This window comes from uncultured Cellulomonas sp. (assembly GCF_963527515.1).
In the GTDB taxonomy this organism is placed as follows: Bacteria; Actinomycetota; Actinomycetes; order Actinomycetales; family Cellulomonadaceae; genus Cellulomonas.
In genome coordinates this window covers 24319-39051 of the sequence record NZ_CAURTV010000008.1, presented here as the reverse complement: position 1 = coordinate 39051, position 14733 = coordinate 24319, and the positions used below count along the sequence as shown (strand labels likewise).

25 protein-coding genes are annotated in these 14733 nt (G+C 67.8%); 24 read left to right on the top strand and 1 reads right to left on the bottom strand.

The genetic code is table 11. The annotated features are described in order from the left end of the window. Positions 1-278 precede the first annotated feature (278 nt). From rpsL to tuf, 4 genes are all read left to right on the top strand, one after another. Positions 279-650 (top strand): 30S ribosomal protein S12, encoded by a 372-nt coding sequence (rpsL, locus tag RYN42_RS04185; protein WP_013770160.1) that lies wholly within the window; start codon positions 279-281, stop codon positions 648-650. Continuing rightward, the gene (rpsG, locus tag RYN42_RS04180) at positions 650-1120 is read left to right on the top strand and encodes a 30S ribosomal protein S7 (protein WP_315094002.1); all 471 of its coding nucleotides are present in this window, start codon (positions 650-652) and stop codon (positions 1118-1120) included. The genes rpsL and rpsG overlap by 1 nt, the downstream gene beginning before the upstream one ends. A gap of 90 nt (positions 1121-1210) precedes the next feature. Next, positions 1211-3313 (top strand): elongation factor G, encoded by a 2103-nt coding sequence (fusA, locus tag RYN42_RS04175; protein ID WP_315094000.1) that lies wholly within the window; start codon positions 1211-1213, stop codon positions 3311-3313. A 124-nt stretch (positions 3314-3437) separates the two neighbouring features. Next, a complete protein-coding gene (gene tuf / locus RYN42_RS04170) occupies positions 3438-4631 on the top strand; it encodes an elongation factor Tu (RefSeq protein ID WP_315093999.1) in 1194 nt (397 codons plus the stop codon). An 84-nt stretch (positions 4632-4715) separates the two neighbouring features. Here tuf and RYN42_RS04165 read toward each other — a convergent pair whose 3' ends face one another. Continuing rightward, entirely contained in the window at positions 4716-5078 is a 363-nt protein-coding gene (locus tag RYN42_RS04165; RefSeq protein WP_315093997.1) for a hypothetical protein, read from the bottom strand. A gap of 373 nt (positions 5079-5451) precedes the next feature. Between RYN42_RS04165 and rpsJ the strand changes: the two genes are divergently transcribed. From rpsJ to rpmD, 20 genes are all read left to right on the top strand, one after another. Beyond that, positions 5452-5760: a 30S ribosomal protein S10 gene (rpsJ, locus tag RYN42_RS04160; protein ID WP_013117879.1), complete on the top strand. Its 309-nt coding sequence runs from the start codon at positions 5452-5454 to the stop codon at positions 5758-5760. A 22-nt stretch (positions 5761-5782) separates the two neighbouring features. Further along, on the top strand, positions 5783-6442 hold the full coding sequence (gene rplC / locus RYN42_RS04155) for a 50S ribosomal protein L3 (protein ID WP_315093992.1): 660 nt from the start codon (positions 5783-5785) through the stop codon (positions 6440-6442). Between the two features lie 2 nt (positions 6443-6444). Continuing rightward, on the top strand, positions 6445-7131 hold the full coding sequence (rplD, locus tag RYN42_RS04150) for a 50S ribosomal protein L4 (RefSeq protein WP_315093990.1): 687 nt from the start codon (positions 6445-6447) through the stop codon (positions 7129-7131). Further along, a complete protein-coding gene (gene rplW / locus RYN42_RS04145; protein ID WP_315093988.1) occupies positions 7128-7430 on the top strand; it encodes a 50S ribosomal protein L23 in 303 nt (100 codons plus the stop codon). Before rplD ends, rplW begins: the two co-directional genes overlap by 4 nt. An 18-nt stretch (positions 7431-7448) precedes the next feature. Further along, the gene (rplB, locus tag RYN42_RS04140; RefSeq protein WP_315093986.1) at positions 7449-8288 is read left to right on the top strand and encodes a 50S ribosomal protein L2; all 840 of its coding nucleotides are present in this window, start codon (positions 7449-7451) and stop codon (positions 8286-8288) included. A gap of 12 nt (positions 8289-8300) precedes the next feature. Beyond that, positions 8301-8582, top strand: coding sequence for a 30S ribosomal protein S19 (rpsS, locus tag RYN42_RS04135; protein ID WP_028045064.1), 282 nt, complete (start codon positions 8301-8303; stop codon positions 8580-8582). 56 nt (positions 8583-8638) lie between these two features. Beyond that, positions 8639-9007: a 50S ribosomal protein L22 gene (gene rplV, locus RYN42_RS04130; protein WP_315093983.1), complete on the top strand. Its 369-nt coding sequence runs from the start codon at positions 8639-8641 to the stop codon at positions 9005-9007. Further along, positions 9007-9849, top strand: coding sequence for a 30S ribosomal protein S3 (gene rpsC / locus RYN42_RS04125; RefSeq protein WP_175348007.1), 843 nt, complete (start codon positions 9007-9009; stop codon positions 9847-9849). Before rplV ends, rpsC begins: the two co-directional genes overlap by 1 nt. 2 nt (positions 9850-9851) lie before the next feature. Beyond that, on the top strand, positions 9852-10268 hold the full coding sequence (rplP, locus tag RYN42_RS04120; protein WP_055912160.1) for a 50S ribosomal protein L16: 417 nt from the start codon (positions 9852-9854) through the stop codon (positions 10266-10268). Beyond that, entirely contained in the window at positions 10268-10507 is a 240-nt protein-coding gene (rpmC, locus tag RYN42_RS04115; protein ID WP_055912162.1) for a 50S ribosomal protein L29, read from the top strand. The genes rplP and rpmC overlap by 1 nt, the downstream gene beginning before the upstream one ends. Positions 10508-10512: 5 nt before the next feature. Then, positions 10513-10806: a 30S ribosomal protein S17 gene (gene rpsQ / locus RYN42_RS04110; protein ID WP_315093978.1), complete on the top strand. Its 294-nt coding sequence runs from the start codon at positions 10513-10515 to the stop codon at positions 10804-10806. Between the two features lie 154 nt (positions 10807-10960). Beyond that, entirely contained in the window at positions 10961-11329 is a 369-nt protein-coding gene (gene rplN / locus RYN42_RS04105) for a 50S ribosomal protein L14 (RefSeq protein ID WP_034625870.1), read from the top strand. 2 nt (positions 11330-11331) lie between these two features. Next, positions 11332-11673, top strand: coding sequence for a 50S ribosomal protein L24 (rplX, locus tag RYN42_RS04100; RefSeq protein WP_175348009.1), 342 nt, complete (start codon positions 11332-11334; stop codon positions 11671-11673). Continuing rightward, positions 11673-12245, top strand: coding sequence for a 50S ribosomal protein L5 (gene rplE, locus RYN42_RS04095; RefSeq protein ID WP_315093975.1), 573 nt, complete (start codon positions 11673-11675; stop codon positions 12243-12245). The genes rplX and rplE overlap by 1 nt, the downstream gene beginning before the upstream one ends. 2 nt (positions 12246-12247) lie before the next feature. Next, entirely contained in the window at positions 12248-12433 is a 186-nt protein-coding gene (locus tag RYN42_RS04090; protein WP_028045055.1) for a type Z 30S ribosomal protein S14, read from the top strand. Between the two features lie 78 nt (positions 12434-12511). Further along, positions 12512-12910: a 30S ribosomal protein S8 gene (rpsH, locus tag RYN42_RS04085; protein WP_055912171.1), complete on the top strand. Its 399-nt coding sequence runs from the start codon at positions 12512-12514 to the stop codon at positions 12908-12910. Positions 12911-12934: 24 nt separating this feature from the next. Beyond that, positions 12935-13474: a 50S ribosomal protein L6 gene (gene rplF / locus RYN42_RS04080; protein WP_315093971.1), complete on the top strand. Its 540-nt coding sequence runs from the start codon at positions 12935-12937 to the stop codon at positions 13472-13474. Positions 13475-13476: 2 nt separating this feature from the next. Continuing rightward, positions 13477-13848 carry a 50S ribosomal protein L18 gene (gene rplR, locus RYN42_RS04075; RefSeq protein ID WP_315093969.1) on the top strand — a complete coding sequence of 124 codons (372 nt, stop codon included), beginning with the start codon at positions 13477-13479 and terminating at the stop codon, positions 13846-13848. Positions 13849-13888: 40 nt separating this feature from the next. Further along, the gene (gene rpsE / locus RYN42_RS04070; RefSeq protein ID WP_315093968.1) at positions 13889-14551 is read left to right on the top strand and encodes a 30S ribosomal protein S5; all 663 of its coding nucleotides are present in this window, start codon (positions 13889-13891) and stop codon (positions 14549-14551) included. Continuing rightward, entirely contained in the window at positions 14551-14733 is a 183-nt protein-coding gene (gene rpmD / locus RYN42_RS04065; RefSeq protein WP_028045050.1) for a 50S ribosomal protein L30, read from the top strand. Before rpsE ends, rpmD begins: the two co-directional genes overlap by 1 nt.

The following is a 14733-nucleotide window of genomic DNA, read 5'->3' as shown; positions in this document are numbered from 1 at the left end:
CGCGCATGCACTCGGTGGACGCCTTGGTCCTGGACTCAGTCCAGGATGGCGGGTCCGGGGGCATCGGGTGGTCTCTCTCCACCGCGCCGTCTCTCCGCCAAGGCAACCTTGCGGACAGCGGTGCGGAGGACCGGGGCGACACGCCCGGGCGCGGGGGTCGGTACGGGACGCAAGAACTGCGAGGTAGTCGCGCGACGGGCGACGATCCTCGACCATGCCGGCCGTCCAGGGTGACGGGTGCCGGTCGACCAGAGATTCATCCAACAGACGGAGACGTAGTGCCTACGATCCAGCAGCTGGTCCGCAAGGGCCGGCAGGCGAAGACGAACAAGTCGAAGACGCCTGCCCTCAAGGGCTCCCCTCAGCGACGCGGTGTGTGCACCCGCGTCTACACCACGACCCCGAAGAAGCCGAACTCCGCGCTCCGCAAGGTCGCGCGCGTCCGCCTCTCCAGCCAGGTCGAGGTCACCGCGTACATCCCCGGTGTCGGTCACAACCTGCAGGAGCACTCGATCGTGCTCGTGCGCGGTGGCCGTGTGAAGGACCTCCCGGGTGTCCGGTACAAGATCGTCCGTGGTGCCCTCGACACGCAGGGCGTCAAGAACCGTAAGCAGGCGCGCAGCCGCTACGGCGCGAAGAAGGTGGGCTGATGCCTCGCAAGGGTCCGGCCCCCAAGCGGCCGCTCGTCATCGACCCCGTCTACGGGTCCCCGGTCGTCACGCAGCTGATCAACAAGGTCCTGCTCGACGGCAAGAAGTCCGTCGCGGAGCACATCGTCTACGGCGCCCTCGAGGGCGTCCGTGAGAAGACGCAGGGCGACCCGGTCGTCGTTCTCAAGCGCGCCCTGGAGAACGTCCGCCCGTCGCTCGAGGTGCGTTCGCGCCGCGTCGGTGGCGCCACGTACCAGGTGCCCGTCGAGGTGCGCCCGGTCCGCCAGACCACCCTCGCGCTGCGCTGGCTCACCGACTACTCGCGCGCTCGCCGCGAGAAGACGATGACCGAGCGCCTCATGAACGAGATCCTCGACGCGTCCAACGGCCTCGGTGCCGCGGTGAAGCGTCGTGAGGACATGCACAAGATGGCCGAGTCCAACAAGGCCTTCGCGCACTACCGCTGGTAATCCCGGCACCCACGGGCGCTGCGCCGCCGGTCCGAATCCTCGGACCGGACCGGTGGCGCCACCCAAGCCAACCGACAAGGGGCAACTCACGTGGCACTGGATGTGCTGACGGACCTCACGAAGGTCCGCAACATCGGCATCATGGCTCACATCGATGCCGGCAAGACGACGACCACCGAGCGGATCCTGTTCTACACCGGGGTCAACTACAAGATCGGTGAGACGCACGACGGTGCGTCGACGATGGACTGGATGGAGCAGGAGCAGGAGCGCGGCATCACGATCACGTCCGCCGCGACGACCTGCTACTGGCACGACAACCAGATCAACATCATCGACACCCCGGGCCACGTGGACTTCACGGTCGAGGTCGAGCGCTCGCTGCGCGTCCTCGACGGTGCCGTCGCCGTCTTCGACGGCAAGGAGGGCGTCGAGCCCCAGTCGGAGACCGTCTGGCGTCAGGCTGACAAGTACGACGTCCCGCGCATCTGCTTCGTCAACAAGATGGACAAGCTCGGCGCGGACTTCTACTTCACGGTCGACACCATCGTGAACCGCCTCAAGGCCAAGCCGCTGGTCATCCAGCTGCCCATCGGCGCCGAGAACGACTTCATCGGCGTCGTCGACCTGGTCACCATGCGTGCCCTCGTCTGGCGCGGCGAGACCGCCCTGGGCGAGAAGTACGAGGTCGAGGACATCCCGGCCGACCTGGTGGAGAAGGCGGACGAGTACCGCGCCCAGCTCCTCGAGGCCGTCGCGGAGACCGACGACGTGCTGCTCGAGAAGTTCCTCGGTGGCGAGGAGCTGACCGAGGCGGAGATCAAGGCCGGCATCCGCCAGCTCACGATCAAGTCCGAGGCCTACCCGGTCCTGTGCGGCTCGGCGTTCAAGAACAAGGGCGTCCAGCCCATGCTCGACGCCGTCATCGACTACCTGCCGACGCCCCTGGACGTCCCGGCGGTCGAGGGCCACGACATGAAGGACCCCGAGCTCGTCGTCGAGCGGCACCCCGACTCGACGGAGCCGTTCTCGGCCCTCGCGTTCAAGGTCGCCTCGCACCCGTTCTTCGGCAAGCTCACCTACGTCCGGGTGTACTCGGGCAAGGTGGCGCAGGGCGCTCAGGTGCTCAACTCGACCAAGAACAAGAAGGAGCGCATCGGGAAGCTCTTCCAGATGCACTCCAACAAGGAGAACCCGGTCGAGGACGCCACGGCCGGTCACATCTACGCGTTCATCGGGCTCAAGGACGTCACCACGGGCGACACCCTGTGCGACCCGTCCGCGCCGGTCGTGCTCGAGTCCATGACGTTCCCCGAGCCGGTCATCGACGTCGCCATCGAGCCGAAGACCAAGGGTGACCAGGAGAAGCTCTCCGTGGCCATCCAGAAGCTGGCCGAGGAGGACCCGACCTTCCGCGTCAAGCACGACGAGGAGACCGGCCAGACCGTCATCGGCGGCATGGGCGAGCTCCACCTCGACATCCTCGTCGACCGCATGCGTCGCGAGTTCAAGGTCGAGGCCAACGTCGGCAAGCCGCAGGTCGCGTACCGCGAGACGATCCGTCGCTCCGTCGAGAAGATCGACTACGTGCACAAGAAGCAGACCGGTGGCTCGGGCCAGTACGCGAAGGTCCAGATGACCTTCGAGCCGCTGGACCCCGCCGAGGGCGAGCTGTACGAGTTCTCGAACAAGGTCACCGGTGGCCGCATCCCGCGCGAGTACATCCCGTCGGTCGACGCCGGCATCCAGAGCGCGATGCAGCTCGGCGTCCTCGCGGGCTTCCCGCTCGTGGGCGTCAAGGCGATCCTGCTCGACGGTGCCGCGCACGACGTCGACTCCTCGGAGATGGCGTTCAAGATCGCGGGCTCGATGATCCTCAAGGAAGCGGTCCGCAAGGCCGACCCGGTTCTGCTGGAGCCGGTCATGGCCGTCGAGGTCCGTACTCCCGAGGAGTACATGGGTGACGTCATCGGCGACATCAACTCGCGCCGCGGCATGATCCAGTCCATGGAGGACGCGACGGGCGTGAAGGTCATCCGCGCCCAGGTGCCGCTCTCCGAGATGTTCGGGTACGTCGGTGACCTGCGGTCGAAGACCCAGGGTCGTGCCGTGTACTCGATGCAGTTCGACAGCTACGCCGAGGTTCCTCGGAACGTTGCCGAGGAAATCATCAAGAAGACCCGGGGCGAGTAGTCCCACAGGTCGAACCCTGTAGTTCCATCACACAAACCGACCCGTAGGACGCCGCGTCGAACGGCTACCGTCCGGTAGCCGCAAGCGTCGGCCAATCTCTACCAAGTCCTGAGGAGGACACCCAGTGGGCAAGGCGAAGTTCGAGCGGACGAAGCCGCACGTCAACATCGGCACCATCGGTCACGTCGACCACGGCAAGACGACGCTGACGGCGGCCATCTCCAAGGTCCTGCACGACATGTACCCCGACCTGAACCCCTTCACGCCGTTCGACCAGATCGACAAGGCGCCCGAGGAGAAGCAGCGCGGGATCACCATCAACATCGCGCACGTGGAGTACCAGACGGAGAAGCGTCACTACGCTCACGTCGACGCTCCGGGTCACGCGGACTACATCAAGAACATGATCACGGGTGCCGCGCAGATGGACGGCGCCATCCTCGTGGTCGCGGCGACCGACGGCCCCATGGCCCAGACGCGTGAGCACGTCCTGCTCGCCCGCCAGGTCGGCGTGCCGTACCTGCTCGTCGCGCTGAACAAGACCGACATGGTCGACGACGAGGAGATCCTGGAGCTCGTCGAGGTCGAGGTGCGCGAGCTCCTCACCGCGCAGGGCTTCGACGGCGACGACGTCCCCGTCGTGCGCGTCTCCGGCCTGAAGGCCCTCGAGGGCGACCCGATCTGGGTCCAGTCCGTCAAGGACCTGCTGGACGCGGTCGACGAGAACGTCCCGGACCCGGTCCGCGACATCGACAAGCCCTTCCTCATGCCGATCGAGGACGTCTTCACGATCACCGGTCGTGGCACCGTCGTCACCGGTCGCGTGGAGCGCGGCAAGCTCAAGGTGAACGAGGAGGTGGAGATCGTCGGCATCAAGGAGAAGGCGATCAAGACCACGGTCACCGGCGTCGAGATGTTCCGCAAGCTGCTCGACTACGCCGAGGCCGGCGAGAACGTCGGTCTGCTCCTGCGTGGCACGAAGCGCGAGGAGGTCGAGCGCGGCCAGGTCGTCGTCAAGCCCGGCTCGATCACGCCGCACACCGAGTTCGAGGGCCAGGTCTACATCCTGGCCAAGGACGAGGGTGGCCGTCACAACCCGTTCTACGGGAACTACCGCCCCCAGTTCTACTTCCGCACCACCGACGTCACCGGCGTCATCACGCTGCCCGAGGGCACCGAGATGGTCATGCCCGGCGACAACACCGAGATCCACGTGAACCTCATCCAGCCCATCGCGATGGAGGAGGGCCTCGGCTTCGCCATCCGTGAGGGTGGCCGCACCGTCGGCTCGGGCAAGGTCATCAAGATCATCAAGTGATGCTCGCCCCTCGGGGCGGCTGAGCTGGCGGAAGGGCCCGGGAGCTTCGGCTCCCGGGTCCTTCTGCGTGCGCGCTCTCGGCGCTCAGCCGGAGTCGGGGTAGCCGGCGCGACCGTCGCCGTCGAGGTCGGTGCACAGGCCGTACTCCTCGCCGGGCAGCTGCGCGACGCAGTCGGCGTAGCCCTCGAGGTAGACCCACCGGCCGTCGCCCGCGCCCGTGGCATCCGTGCAGTCGGGGGAGCCGTCGGCCGGGTCGCACGGTGCACCGGGGACGAGGGAGGGCGAGGGCGTGGGCGTCGGGGTGGGGGCGGCGGACGTCACCGACGCCGACGGCGTCGGCGTCGGGGAGATCGCGGAGCTGGGTCGGGGCGGCTCGGACGTGCACCCGCACAGCGCCAGGGCGGCCAGCGCCGCGAGGCCGAGCGAGCGAGGGGGGCGGCGGACCATGTCGGCACCGTAGCGGAACGGCCTGCGACGGGGCGGTCCACCGGCGGCGCGGCCGGGGCGCGCCGGACGTGGGGGAGATCACGCGCGCCGTCGGGCCCGGTGTGACGGACGCGATTGGAGTTCGGGCGTGCACTCTGGCACACTGTTCAGGTTGCCTAGTTGAGGGCGGCGTGTTCGCGCGCGCAGCACACGACAGGGCTCACACACGTGGAAGGCGTCTGGACCCCGGGATTACCCGGCGGTTGGCGCCCGACAACAACCACCGATCTCGTGCCGGACACGGTACGCAGTGCAACGGTGTGTCGCGACAGGCGACACGCCCGAGTGCGGGGGTCGGACGGGCCGGTTCCAAACAGAGGGAAGTAGAAGCGCCATGGCGGGACAGAAGATCCGCATCAGGCTCAAGTCCTACGACCACGAAGTCATCGACAGCTCGGCGCGCAAGATCGTCGACACGGTGACTCGCGCTGGTGCGTCGGTCGTGGGTCCGGTGCCGCTGCCGACGGAGAAGAACGTGTTCTGCGTCATCCGGTCGCCCCACAAGTACAAGGACAGCCGCGAGCACTTCGAGATGCGTACTCACAAGCGGCTCATCGACATCATCGATCCCACGCCGAAGGCCGTCGACTCGCTCATGCGTCTCGACCTGCCTGCGGACGTGAACATCGAGATCAAGCTCTGACGCTGGGAAGGAACTGATTTCCATGGTTACCCAGCAGAACGAGCGCCCCGTCACGGCCCTGCTCGGCACGAAGATCGGCATGACCCAGGTGTGGGACGACAACGGTCGTCTCGTCCCGGTCACCGTCGTCGCTGTCGGCACGAACGTCGTGACCCAGGTGCGCTCCGCCGATGCTGACGGCTACGCCGCGGTCCAGCTGGCCCACGGCCAGATCGACCCGCGCAAGGTCACCAAGCCGCTCAAGGGCCACTTCGAGAAGGCCGGGGTCACCCCCCGCCGGCACGTGGCCGAGATCCGCACGCCGAACGCTTCCGAGTTCACGCTCGGCCAGGAGCTCACGGCCGCCCTCTTCGAGGCCGGCTCGCTCGTGGACGTCATCGGCACCACCAAGGGCAAGGGCACCGCCGGTGTCATGAAGCGTCACGGCTTCCACGGCGTCGGCGCCTCGCACGGTGCGCACCGCAACCACCGCAAGCCCGGCTCGATCGGTGGCGCCTCCACGCCGTCGCGCGTGTTCAAGGGCATCAAGATGGCCGGTCGCATGGGCGTGGACCGCCAGACCACCCAGAACCTGACCGTGCACGCGATCGACGTCGAGCGGGGTCTCATCCTCGTCAAGGGTGCCGTTCCCGGCCCCAAGGGTGGCGTCGTGGTCGTGCGTTCCGCTGTGAAGGGGGCGTGACCATGAGTGACACGCTGACCGTCGACGTGGTCGACTCCGAGGGCAAGAAGGCCGGCTCGGCCGACCTGCCCGCGGACGTCTTCGACGTGCAGACCAACATCCCGCTCATCCACCAGGTCGTCGTCGCGCAGCTCGCGGCGGCACGCCAGGGCACCCACGACACGAAGTCTCGTGGCGAGGTGCGCGGTGGTGGGCGCAAGCCGTACAAGCAGAAGGGCACCGGCCGCGCCCGTCAGGGTTCGACGCGTGCTCCGCAGTTCGCCGGTGGTGGCGTCGTCCACGGCCCCACCCCGCGCGACTACTCGCAGCGCACCCCCAAGAAGATGAAGGCCGCGGCGCTCCGCGGTGCTCTCTCGGACCGCGCTCGTGCCGGCCGCGTGCACGTCGTCTCGGGCTTCGCCCCGGGCACGGCGCCGTCGACCAGGTCCGCGCTCGCCGTGCTCGACAACCTGTCGGGGCGCAAGCACGTCCTCGTGGTCGTCGAGCGTCAGGACGAGATCACGTGGAAGTCGCTGCGGAACGTCGAGCGGGTGCACCTGCTGGTCGCCGACCAGCTCAACACCTACGACGTCCTGATCTCGGACGACGTCGTGTTCACGCAGGGCGCGCTCGACGCGTTCCTGGCAGGCCCCGTCAAGGGGTCCGCCGCCGTGGGCACGTCCTCCGAGGCCGAGGAGGAGACGAAGTGACCGACATCGGCAAGAACCCGCGCGACATCCTCATCGCGCCGGTCGTCTCCGAGAAGAGCTATGGCCTGCTCGACGAGGGGAAGTACACCTTCCTCGTCGACCCGCGGGCGAACAAGACCGAGATCAAGATTGCCGTCGAGCAGGTCTTCGGCGTCAAGGTGGACTCGGTCAACACCGCGAACCGGCAGGGCAAGTCCCGTCGGACCCGTTTCGGCATCGGCCGCCGCAAGGACACGAAGCGTGCGATCGTCACCCTCCGCGAGGGAACGATCGACATCTTCGGCGGTCCGGTCGGCTGAGCGAAGGACTGAGAACTCATGGGTATTCGTAAGTACAAGCCGACCACGCCGGGCCGTCGTGGCTCCAGCGTCGCCGACTTCGTCGAGATCACGCGCTCCACTCCGGAGAAGTCGCTCGTCCGTCCGCTCCACAAGACGGGCGGCCGCAACTCCACGGGTCGCATCACCACGCGCCACCAGGGTGGCGGTCACAAGCGTGCGTACCGCGTCATCGACTTCCGTCGTCATGACAAGGACGGCGTGCCGGCCAAGGTCGCTCACATCGAGTACGACCCCAACCGCACCGCCCGCATCGCGCTCCTGCACTACGCGGACGGCGAGAAGCGCTACATCATCGCGCCGAACAAGCTGTCGCAGGGTGACCGCATCGAGAACGGCCCCGGCGCCGACATCAAGCCCGGCAACAACCTGCCGCTGCGCAACATCCCGACCGGTACGGTCATCCACGCCATCGAGCTGCGGCCCGGTGGAGGTGCGAAGATCGCCCGCTCGGCTGGGGCGTCCGTGCAGCTCGTCGCCAAGGACGGTGCCTACGCGCAGCTGCGCATGCCGTCCGGTGAGATCCGCAACGTCGACCTGCGCTGCCGCGCGACGGTCGGCGAGGTGGGCAACGCCGAGCAGTCCAACATCAACTGGGGCAAGGCCGGCCGCATGCGGTGGAAGGGCAAGCGCCCCTCCGTCCGTGGTGTCGCCATGAACCCGGTCGACCACCCGCACGGTGGTGGCGAGGGCAAGACGTCCGGTGGACGTCACCCCGTCAGCCCGTGGGGCCAGGCCGAAGGCCGTACCCGCCGTCCGAACAAGCCGAGCGACAAGCTCATCGTGCGCCGTCGGCGCACCGGCAAGAACAAGCGCTGATAGGAGCCTGAGATGCCACGTAGCCTGAAGAAGGGCCCGTTCGTCGACGGTCACCTGCAGAAGAAGGTCGACGTCCAGAACACCGCCGGCACGAAGAACGTCATCAAGACGTGGTCGCGCCGTTCGGTCATCACGCCGGACTTCCTCGGCCACACGTTCGCGGTGCACGACGGACGCAAGCACACCCCGGTGTTCGTGACGGAGTCGATGGTCGGGCACAAGCTCGGCGAGTTCGCCCCGACGCGGACGTTCCGCGGCCACGAGAAGGACGACCGGAAGGGCCGTCGCCGCTGACCCCCGGGTCAGCCAGGCGACGCCCTCACCGGCAGAGACAAGAAGGCAGGACAGCAATGGAAGCCAAGGCGAAGGCGCGGTTCGTCCGCGTCACGCCCCAGAAGGCCCGGCGCGTCGTGGACCTCATCCGTGGCAAGCAGGCCGGCGAGGCCGTATCGGTGCTGAAGTTCGCACCGCAGGCCGCGGGGGAGACGGTGCTCAAGGTTGTGGAGAGCGCGATCGCCAACGCTCGGGAGGCCGCCAAGCGGTCGAACGAGCGTCTGGACGAGGCGGACCTCTACATCTCCGAGGTGTTCGTCGACGAGGGTCCGACGCTCAAGCGGTTCCGTCCGCGGGCACAGGGGCGGGCCAGCCAGATCCTCAAGCGCACGAGCCACATCACCGTGGTCGTCGCTGAGCGCGAGACGAAGGGACGGGCCCGATAGTGGGACAGAAAGTCAACCCGCTCGGGTACCGCCTGGGCATCACCACCGACCACCGCTCGCGTTGGTTCGCCGACTCGACGAAGCCGGGTCAGCGCTACCGCGACTACGTGGGCGAGGACGTCAAGATCCGCAAGCTCATGGCCACGGGCCTCGAGCGTGCCGGCATCGCCAAGGTCGAGATCGAGCGCACGCGTGACCGCGTTCGCGTCGACATCCACACCGCCCGCCCGGGCATCGTCATCGGGCGTCGTGGCGCGGAGGCCGACCGCATCCGCGGCGAGCTCGAGAAGCTCACGGGCAAGCAGGTCCAGCTGAACATCCTCGAGGTCAAGAACGCCGAGATCGAGGCTCAGCTGGTCGCCCAGGGCATCGCCGAGCAGCTGGCGAGCCGCGTCTCGTTCCGCCGCGCCATGCGCAAGGGCATCCAGTCGGCCCAGCGCGCCGGTGCCAAGGGCATCCGCGTGCAGGTCTCCGGCCGCCTCGGCGGCGCGGAGATGAGCCGCACGGAGTTCTACCGCGAGGGCCGTGTGCCCCTGCACACGCTCCGCGCGAACATCGACTACGGCTTCTTCGAGGCTCGCACCACCTTCGGGCGCATCGGCGTCAAGGTGTGGGTCTACAAGGGCGACATGACCGAGAAGGAGTTTGCTCGCGAGCAGGCGACCCAGCCCTCGCGGCCGGCTCGTGGCCCGCGGACGGACCGCCCCGGTGGCGAGCGCTCGGACCGCGGTCCGCGCGCAGGTGCTCCTCGTCGTGAGCGCTCGGACGCCCCTGAGGCAGCCGCTCCTGAGGCCGCCGCTGCCCCGGCAGCGACGACCCCCGACAGTGGAACGGAGGCCTGACCGTGCTGATCCCGCGCAGGCTGAAGCACCGCAAGCAGCACCACCCGGGGCGCTCCGGCGCCGCGACCGGTGGTACCGCGATCTCCTTCGGTGAGTACGGCATCCAGGCTCTCGAGCCCGCCTACGTCACCAACCGGCAGATCGAGGCTGCTCGTATCGCCATGACCCGCCACATCAAGCGTGGAGGGAAGGTCTGGATCAACATCTACCCGGACCGTCCCCTCACCAAGAAGCCTGCCGAGACCCGCATGGGTTCCGGCAAGGGTTCGCCCGAGTGGTGGATCGCCAACGTCAAGCCCGGTCGAGTTCTCTTCGAGCTCGCCGGCGTCCCGGAGCCTCTGGCTCGCGAGGCCATGCGCCGCGCGCAGCACAAGCTCCCGATGAAGACACGTTTTGTGGTTCGCGAGGGTGGTAACTGATGACTATCGGCACCAAGGAGCTGGCTCCCAGCGAGCTGGACACCTTCGACGACGAGAAGCTTGTCGCTGAGCTGAAGAAGTCCAAGGAGGAGCTGTTCAACCTCCGCTTCCAGTCCGCGACCGGCCAGCTCGAGAGCCACGGGCGTCTCAAGGCCGTTCGTCGCGACATCGCGCGGATCTACACGATCCTGCGTGAGCGCGAGCTCGGCATCCGTACCGCCCCGAGCGCGAGCGAGTGATAGCGATGACTGACGAGAAGAACCAGAAGACGACCGCGGTTGCTGAGAAGCGCGGCGACCGCAAGACGCGCCGCGGCTACGTGGTCAGCGACAAGATGGAGAAGACCGTCGTGGTCGAGGTCGAGGACCGGGTCAAGCACCCGCTCTACGGCAAGGTCATCCGGCGCACGAGCAAGGTCAAGGCGCACGACGAGCTGAGCTCGGCGGGCGTGGGCGACCTCGTGGTCATCATGGAGACCCGGCCGCTGAGCGCCACCAAGCGGTGGCGCCTGGTCGAGGTCCTGGAGAAGGCCAAGTAGTCCCAGCAGTTCCCGTACGACCCCCAGTTGCCCACGGGCGCCGGGTGCCGCTCGTAAGACGACACCCGGCGCGACGTGTGCATCACGGCAACTACCCGTTCGGCCAGGCTCGGGCCATCCGATCCGAGAACCCGCCAGACGACAGGAGCAGGTAATGATCCAGCAGGAGTCGCGACTTCGTGTCGCCGACAACACTGGTGCCAAGGAGATCCTTTGCATCCGTGTGCTCGGCGGCTCCGGCCGTCGCTACGCAGGCATCGGTGACGTCATCGTCGCCACCGTCAAGGACGCCATCCCCGGCGGAAACGTCAAGAAGGGCGACGTCGTCAAGGCTGTCATCGTGCGCACCCGCAAGGAGCGCCGCCGTCCGGACGGTTCCTACATCAAGTTCGACGAGAACGCCGCAGTGATCCTCAAGAACGACGGGGAGCCCCGTGGCACGCGCATCTTCGGCCCGGTGGGCCGCGAGCTGCGCGACAAGAAGTTCATGAAGATCATCTCGCTGGCACCGGAGGTGCTCTGACCATGGCCAAGATCAAGAAGGGCGACCTCGTCCTCGTCATCTCGGGCCGCGACAAGGGCAGCACCGGTCGCGTCCTCGAGGTTCTCGTCGAGTCGCAGCGGATCGTCGTCGAGGGCGTCCAGCGCGTGCAGAAGCACGTGAAGGCCGGCCAGACGCAGCGCGGCACGCGCACCGGCGGCATCGAGACGATCGAGGCGCCCATCCACATCAGCAACGTGATGCTCGTGGACCCGGAGACCAAGAAGGGCACCCGGGTCGGCTACCGCACCGAGCAGGTCGAGCGCGACGGCCGTACCCGCACCGTTCGGGTCCGCGTCGCCAAGCGCTCCGGTAAGGACATCTGATGACCGAGACGACTCTCACGGCTCCGGCGCTCCCGCGCCTGAAGTCCAAGTACAACGACGAGATCCGCACCGCTCTGTTCGAGCAGTTCGGTCACGAGAACATCAACCAGGTCGCACGCCTGGTGAAGGTCGTCGTGAACATGGGCGTCGGCGAGGCCGCCAAGGACTCCAAGCTCATCGAGGGCGCGATCCGCGACCTGACCCAGATCACGGGCCAGAAGCCGCAGGTCACCAAGGCTCGCAAGTCGATCGCGCAGTTCAAGCTGCGTGAGGGAATGCCCATCGGCGCCCACGTCACCCTCCGTGGTGACCGGGCCTGGGAGTTCCTGGACCGCCTGCTCTCCACCGCGCTGCCGCGCATCCGTGACTTCCGTGGCCTCTCGCCGCAGCAGTTCGACGGGCACGGCAACTACACCTTCGGCCTCGTGGAGCAGTCCGTGTTCCACGAGATCGACCAGGACAAGATCGATCGGGTCCGCGGCATGGACATCACGGTCGTCACGACGGCCGACACGGACGACGAGGGTCGCGCTTTCCTCAAGCTCCTCGGCTTCCCGTTCAAGGAGAACTGACCATGGCGAAGACTGCCCTCAAGAACAAGGCTGCTGCCAAGCCGAAGTTCGCGGTGCGTGGCTACACGCGCTGCCAGCGTTGCGGCCGGCCCCACTCGGTGTACCGCAAGTTCGGCCTGTGCCGGATCTGCGTGCGCGAGATGGCCCACCGCGGCGAGCTCCCCGGCGTGACCAAGAGCAGCTGGTAACAACTCAAGCAACACGAACGTCGGTAGGTCCAGCCCCCTCGGGGGCGGGATACCCCGGCGAGGAAGGGCGGAAGCCCCATGACCATGACCGACCCCATCGCAGACCTGCTCACGCGGCTGCGTAACGCGAACTCGGCTCACCACGACACCGTGCTGATCCCGTTCTCGAAGCTGAAGTCGCACATCGCGGAGATCCTCCAGGCCGAGGGCTACATCACCGGCTGGAAGGTGGAGGACGCCGTCGTCGGCAAGAACCTCATCATCGAGCTGAAGTACGGCCCGAACCGCGAGCGTGCGCTCGCCGGTGTCAAGCGCGTGTCCAAGCCGGGCCTGCGCGTGTACGCCAAGTCGACCAACCTGCCCAAGGTGCTCGGCGGCCTGGGCGTGGCGATCCTGTCCACGTCCTCCGGTCTCCTCACCGACAAGCAGGCCGCCAAGAAGGGCGTGGGTGGGGAAGTCCTCGCCTACGTCTGGTAAGTCCGAGACGGAAAGGAGCTAGCCATGTCCCGAATCGGCAGAGTCCCCGTCCCGGTCCCCACCGGCGTGGATGTCGACATCACCGGTGCGGTCGTGACGGTCAAGGGCCCCAAGGGCACCCTGACGCACACGATCCCCGCACCCATCGAGGTGGCGCGCGACGAGGCAGGTGCCCTCGTGGTCACCCGCCCCGACGACGAGCGCGCCTCGCGCTCGCTGCACGGCCTGACCCGCACGCTGCTGGCGAACCTCGTCACCGGCGTGACGGAGGGCTACATCAAGAAGCTCGAGATCGTCGGTACCGGTTACCGCGTCACGGCGAAGGGTGCGGACCTCGAGTTCGCGCTCGGCTTCAGCCACGCGGTCACCGTCAACCCGCCGGAGGGCATCACCTTCGTCGTCGAGGCACCCACCCGCTTCTCGGTGCAGGGCATCGACAAGCAGCAGGTGGGCGAGGTCGCCGCAAACATCCGCAAGATCCGCAAGCCCGAGCCGTACAAGGGCAAGGGCGTCCGGTACGCGGGCGAGAACGTGCGCCGCAAGGTCGGAAAGGCCGGTAAGTAATCATGGCTCTCAAGATCCTGGGCAAGGGCAAGCGTGTTGCCCGCCAGCGCCGCCACGTCCGCCTTCGCAAGAAGGTCTCCGGCTCCGCCGCCCGTCCCCGTCTCGTCGTGACCCGGTCCGCCCGGCACATCTCGGCGCAGGTCGTGGACGACGGCATCGGCCAGACGCTCGTCTCCGCATCGACCCTCGAGGCCGACCTGCGCAGCTCGAACGACGACAAGACCGCCAAGGCCCGCAAGGTCGGCGAGCTCATCGCCGAGCGTGCGAAGGCTGCCGGCCTTGACGCTGTGGTCTTCGACCGCGGCGGCAACAAGTACCACGGCCGTGTCGCCGCGGTGGCTGACGGCGCCCGCGAGGGTGGACTGAAGCTGTGACGACGACGACGACCCTCCGAACGAAGAAGAGGACTCACTGATGGCTGCTCCTCAGCGCAGCAACACCGGGGCGCCCGCGGGTGCCGCCGGCGGAGGCGGCGACCGTCGTGACGGCGGTCGTGGCCGTGACGGCGGCGGCCGCGGTCGCGACGCCGCAGAGAAGAGCGCGTTCCTCGAGCGCGTCGTGACGATCAACCGCGTGGCCAAGGTCGTCAAGGGCGGCCGGCGCTTCAGCTTCACCGCGCTCGTCGTGGTCGGCGATGGCGACGGCACCGTGGGTGTCGGCTATGGGAAGGCCAAGGAGGTGCCCGCGGCGATCGCCAAGGGTGTCGAGGAGGCCAAGAAGAACTTCTTCAAGGTCCCGCGCATCCAGGGCACGATCCCGCACCCCATCCAGGGTGAGGCCGCTGCCGGTGTCGTCTTCCTGCGTCCGGCCTCGCCGGGTACTGGCGTGATCGCCGGTGGCCCGGTGCGCGCCGTCCTCGAGTGCGCCGGCATCCACGACGTGCTGAGCAAGTCGCTCGGCTCGTCGAACGCGATCAACATCGTGCACGCCACGGTCGCGGCCCTCCAGGGCCTCGAGCGTCCCGAGGCCGTGGCCGCGCGCCGCGGGCTCCCGGTCGAGCACGTCGTCCCGGCGTGGCTCCTGCGCGCCCAGGCTGCCGGCCTGGCCGCAGCGGCGGGCTCCAAGGCAGGTGCGTGATGGCTCGACTCAAGGTGACCCAGACGCGGTCTGGCATCGGCGGCAAGCAGAACCAGCGCGACACGCTGCGCACCCTCGGCCTCAAGCGGATCGGCGACGTCGTCGTCAAGGAGGACCGTCCTGAGATCCGCGGCATGGTCAAGACGGTGACGCACCTGGTCGCGGTCGAAGAGGTGGAGTGA

What these genes read in the sequence shown, in the direction of transcription:
- rpsH (WP_055912171.1), top strand. Translation starts at nt 12,512, where the DNA reads ATGACCATGACCGACCCCATCGCAGACCTGCTCACGCGGCTGCGTAAC.
- rpsE (WP_315093968.1), top strand. Translation starts at nt 13,889, where the DNA reads ATGGCTGCTCCTCAGCGCAGCAACACCGGGGCGCCCGCGGGTGCCGCC.
- rpmD (WP_028045050.1), top strand. Translation starts at nt 14,551, where the DNA reads ATGGCTCGACTCAAGGTGACCCAGACGCGGTCTGGCATCGGCGGCAAG.
- RYN42_RS04090 (WP_028045055.1), top strand. Translation starts at nt 12,248, where the DNA reads ATGGCGAAGACTGCCCTCAAGAACAAGGCTGCTGCCAAGCCGAAGTTC.
- rpsQ (WP_315093978.1), top strand. Translation starts at nt 10,513, where the DNA reads ATGACTGACGAGAAGAACCAGAAGACGACCGCGGTTGCTGAGAAGCGC.
- RYN42_RS04165 (WP_315093997.1), bottom strand. Translation starts at nt 5,078, where the DNA reads ATGGTCCGCCGCCCCCCTCGCTCGCTCGGCCTCGCGGCGCTGGCCGCC.
- rplC (WP_315093992.1), top strand. Translation starts at nt 5,783, where the DNA reads ATGGTTACCCAGCAGAACGAGCGCCCCGTCACGGCCCTGCTCGGCACG.
- rpmC (WP_055912162.1), top strand. Translation starts at nt 10,268, where the DNA reads ATGACTATCGGCACCAAGGAGCTGGCTCCCAGCGAGCTGGACACCTTC.
- rplE (WP_315093975.1), top strand. Translation starts at nt 11,673, where the DNA reads ATGACCGAGACGACTCTCACGGCTCCGGCGCTCCCGCGCCTGAAGTCC.
- rplN (WP_034625870.1), top strand. Translation starts at nt 10,961, where the DNA reads ATGATCCAGCAGGAGTCGCGACTTCGTGTCGCCGACAACACTGGTGCC.
- rplR (WP_315093969.1), top strand. Translation starts at nt 13,477, where the DNA reads ATGGCTCTCAAGATCCTGGGCAAGGGCAAGCGTGTTGCCCGCCAGCGC.
- rpsG (WP_315094002.1), top strand. Translation starts at nt 650, where the DNA reads ATGCCTCGCAAGGGTCCGGCCCCCAAGCGGCCGCTCGTCATCGACCCC.
- rplD (WP_315093990.1), top strand. Translation starts at nt 6,445, where the DNA reads ATGAGTGACACGCTGACCGTCGACGTGGTCGACTCCGAGGGCAAGAAG.
- rplX (WP_175348009.1), top strand. Translation starts at nt 11,332, where the DNA reads ATGGCCAAGATCAAGAAGGGCGACCTCGTCCTCGTCATCTCGGGCCGC.
- rplV (WP_315093983.1), top strand. Translation starts at nt 8,639, where the DNA reads ATGGAAGCCAAGGCGAAGGCGCGGTTCGTCCGCGTCACGCCCCAGAAG.
- rplF (WP_315093971.1), top strand. Translation starts at nt 12,935, where the DNA reads ATGTCCCGAATCGGCAGAGTCCCCGTCCCGGTCCCCACCGGCGTGGAT.
- rpsJ (WP_013117879.1), top strand. Translation starts at nt 5,452, where the DNA reads ATGGCGGGACAGAAGATCCGCATCAGGCTCAAGTCCTACGACCACGAA.
- rplB (WP_315093986.1), top strand. Translation starts at nt 7,449, where the DNA reads ATGGGTATTCGTAAGTACAAGCCGACCACGCCGGGCCGTCGTGGCTCC.
- rpsS (WP_028045064.1), top strand. Translation starts at nt 8,301, where the DNA reads ATGCCACGTAGCCTGAAGAAGGGCCCGTTCGTCGACGGTCACCTGCAG.